The 3,730-nt window shown below is 66.8% G+C and carries 4 protein-coding genes; all 4 read right to left on the bottom strand.

Annotated features, from left to right (window positions below):
* Positions 1–1,121: MCP four helix bundle domain-containing protein (locus AC1DYK_RS35300; protein WP_478170507.1), on the bottom strand; the 1,121-nt coding region annotated here is incomplete at its 3' end.
* 32 nt (positions 1,122–1,153) lie between these two features.
* Positions 1,154–1,639 (bottom strand): chemotaxis protein CheW, encoded by a 486-nt coding sequence (locus AC1DYK_RS35295; protein WP_478170506.1) that lies wholly within the window; start codon positions 1,637–1,639, stop codon positions 1,154–1,156.
* On the bottom strand, positions 1,636–3,279 hold the full coding sequence (locus AC1DYK_RS35290) for a methyl-accepting chemotaxis protein (protein WP_478170505.1): 1,644 nt from the start codon (positions 3,277–3,279) through the stop codon (positions 1,636–1,638). Before AC1DYK_RS35290 ends, AC1DYK_RS35295 begins: the two co-directional genes overlap by 4 nt.
* A 165-nt stretch (positions 3,280–3,444) precedes the next feature.
* Positions 3,445–3,730: methyl-accepting chemotaxis protein (locus AC1DYK_RS35285; protein ID WP_478170504.1), on the bottom strand; the 286-nt coding region annotated here is incomplete at its 5' end.

Raw genomic sequence — 3,730 nt, 5'->3', positions numbered from 1 at the left:
ATGTTGGTCTGGAAGGCGATGCCGTCGATGACGCCGATGATGTCCACGATCTTGCGCGAGGAGGCGTTGATCGAGCCCATGGTGTCCACCACCTGGCTCACCACGCTGCCGCCGCGCACCGCCACCTCGGAGGCCGAGACCGCCAGCTGGTTCGCCTGCCGCGCGTTGTCGGCGTTCTGCTTCACCGTGCTGGTGAGTTCCTCCATCGAAGCCGCGGTCTGTTCCAGCGAGCTCGCCTGCTCCTCGGTGCGCGACGACAGGTCCTGGTTGCCCGTGGCGATCTGGCTCGACGCCGTCGCGATCGTCTCGGTGCCGCTGCGCACTTCGCCCACCACCTTCGCGAGGCTGTCGTTCATGTGCTTCAGGGCCTGCATCAGCTGGCCGGTCTCGTCGCGGCTCTCCACCTGGATGCGCGTGCTCAAGTCACCCGCCGCCACCGACTCCGCCACCTTGACCGCCTTGTCGAGCGGCCTCGTGATGCTGCGCGAAATGAACCACGCGAACAGGCTGCCGAGGATCACCGTCAGGATGCTCAGCAGAAGCCGCATGACGACGCCGCGCTCGCTGGCCGCATCGATGGCGCGGCCCATGTCGTCGATCGCCTGCCGTTCCATCGACAGCAATTCGAGCACGCGGCTTTCGTAGGCCTTCGCCGCCGGCAGGAACGACGCCTTGAAGACGCGCTCCGTCTCCTCCGCGTTGCCGCTCGCCTTCGCCTTGCCCACCAGCTCCTTGGCGGCCTGGTACTTCGCGCGCAGCTCGACGATCGACTTGTAGGTCGCCTTCTCGGCATCGGTCGCCAGCAGCGCCTCGACCTTCGCCATGGTCTCGCTGCCCTTCTTGACGCTGTCGGAAATCACCTCGGCGAAGGTGACGGGCAGCGTCTCGTCGGTGGTCTTGGCAATCATCGAGGTGCGCGCGATGGCCGAATAGGTCAGCACGTACCAGTCCGCGATGAGCCGCTCCTTGGCCAGCGGGCTCTGCATCATGTGGCGGGTGGCTTCCGCGTTGTTTCGCGCACTGACCAGCGCAATCGTGGTCGAGACCATCGTCAGGCCCAGGACGATGGCGAAGCCGATGGCGAGGCGGGTTCCGATGCGAACGTTGGACAGGAGATTCATGAGGGGGCTCGGAGTTGGAAGTTCGCTCTATTTCAGGCCGCGGCGGCCTCGATCAGGCCCATTTCCTCGCTCGACATGAGCCGGTCGATGTCCACCAGGATCAGCATCCGCTCGTCCAGCGTCCCCAGCCCGATCAGGTAGTCCGTATCCAGCACCGAGCCCATCGCCGGCGCCGGCTTGATCTGCTCCGGCGACAGCGTGATCACGTCCGACACGCTGTCCACCACCATCCCCACCACCCGCCCTCCGATGTTCAGCACGATCACCACCGTGAACTGGTCGTAGCTGTCGATGATCGGAACRATGATCCCGCGCAGGTTCACCACCCCCTTGATGTACTCCGGCGCGTTCGCGATCCGCGTCACCGCGTCGTACCCGCGCAGCTCCTGCACCCGCTGGATGTCGATGCCGTATTCCTCCTCGCCCAGCGTGAAGGAAAGAAACTCGAGCGGCCTGGCCGCGCGCGCCGCCGGAGCGGCGGCTTCCTGGAGGGACTGCTTGCCTTGATCTGCGTTCATTTCGTTGACTCCATGACTTGAAACTTGCTCTTGCCGCGGGTGCTGCCCGCGGCATCCATCCTGAAGACGCTGACTGCGTCCACCAGGCCACCGGCCTGCGCCTGCAGCGACTGCGCGGCGGCTGCGGCCTCTTCCACCAGTGCCGCGTTCTGCTGCGTCACCTGGTCCATCTGCGTGATCGCCTGGTTGATCTGCTCGATCCCCGAGGTCTGCTCCCGGCTCGCCGTCGTGATCTCGCCCATGATGTCCGTCACGCGCTTCACGCTGCCGACGATCTCTTCCATGGTCTTGCCCGCCTCGGCCACCAGCGCGCTGCCCGCGCCGACCTTGCCCACCGAGTCGTCGATCAGGCCCTTGATCTCCTTGGCCGCCGCCGCCGAGCGCTGCGCGAGGCTGCGCACCTCGGCCGCCACGACCGCGAAGCCCCGGCCCTGTTCGCCGGCCCGCGCGGCTTCCACCGCAGCGTTCAGCGCCAGGATGTTGGTCTGGAAGGCGATGCCGTCGATGACGCCGATGATGTCCACGATCCGGCGCGAGGACGCGTTGATCGAGGCCATGGTGTCGACCACCTGGCTCACCACCTCCCCGCCCTTCACCGCCACCTCCGATGCAGAGGCTGCGAGCTCGTCGGCCTGGCGCGCGTTGTCGGCGTTCTGCTTGACGGTGCTGGTGAGCTCTTCCATCGAGGCCGCCGTCTGTTCCAGCGAACTCGCCTGCTCCTCGGTGCGCGACGACAGGTCCTGGTTGCCCGCGGCGATCTGGCCCGAGGCGGTCATCACGCCGGCGACGCTGGCCCCGACATCCGCGACGATCGCGAACAGGTTCGCGCTCATCTGGTTCAGCGCCCGTAGCAAGCCCTTGGTCTCGTCCCCGGGACGGATCTGGAACTCGGTCAATGCGCCGCCCGCGATGGCCTGCGCAACGCACACGGCCTGATCCAGCGGTCGGAAGACCGTGCGTGCGAGGAAATGACCCAGGCCGATCCAGGCCAGCGCGGAGCCCAGCGACGCTCCCGCGATCAGCGTCGGCAACCAGCCGGGCGCGCTCGATGCCGCGGCGAGCGGTGCGACCGCCGACCAGGCCACGGCGCCGATGCCCAGCGAGAGCATCGCGGCACCGGCGGCGACCCCGGAGACCCGGCGCCGGATCGGAATGCGGCGCAGGCTGCCGATCGGGTCCGAGATGCCGCGGGAGACCACCTCCCCCTGGAAGATCCGCAGGCCCGATGCCTGGCCGTCGAGAATGCGGCGATAGATCCGCCCGGCTTGGTCGACTTCGGCACGATCGGGTTCTCGGCGCACCGACATGTAGCCCTCGGTCACGCCGTTGCGGTGGATCGGCGTCACGTTCGCCTGGACCCAGTAGAAATCGCCGTTCTTGCGGCGGTTCTTGACCAGGCCGGTCCAGGGCAGGCCGCGACCCAGCGTGTCCCACATGTCGGAGAAGGCCTCCGGCGGCATGTCGGGATGGCGCACGATGTTGTGGGCCTTGCCGATGAGCTCATCGAGGGCGTAGCCGCTGACCTCCACGAAGACCGGGTTGACGTAGGTGATGCGCCCCTTGAGATCGGTGCGGGACACCAGGGCTGCGCCCTTCGGCAGCTGATATTCCTGGTCGTTGATGGGTAGATTGACACGCATTCGCTTCAGCGCTTTCCAATGGGTTCGACGCGCGTGCGGATGCACCGCGTCCGGATTCGAATTCGAGCCTGCACATGCTCACGACCTGCGTGGTTGGGAAATGACTCTCTCCGTGTTATCGGCAGCGGGTCGCCAGTCCTGAAGGGCTGGCTTTGAAAATTCGGTTCAGCCGTCCGCGCGAGGCCGTCCGAATGCAGGCTCGCTGCGTCCGCCGCTGCCGGCTCCCACCTTGAAGACGCTCACCGCCTGCACCAGGCTCGAGGCCTGTTCCTGCAGCGAGCCGGCCGCGGCTGCCGCCTCTTCCACCAGCGCCGCGTTCTGCTGCGTCACCTGGTCCATCTGCGTGATCGCCTGGTTGATCTGCTCGATCCCCGAGGTCTGCTCCTGGCTCGCCGCCGTGATCTCGCCCATGATGTCCGTCACGCGCTTGACGCTGTCCACGATCTCTTCC

It is taken from the genome of Variovorax sp. P2_H12 (genome assembly GCF_056403395.1).
Note: the sequence above shows the minus strand (reverse complement) of the source record. Positions and strands in the feature narration are given on the sequence as shown.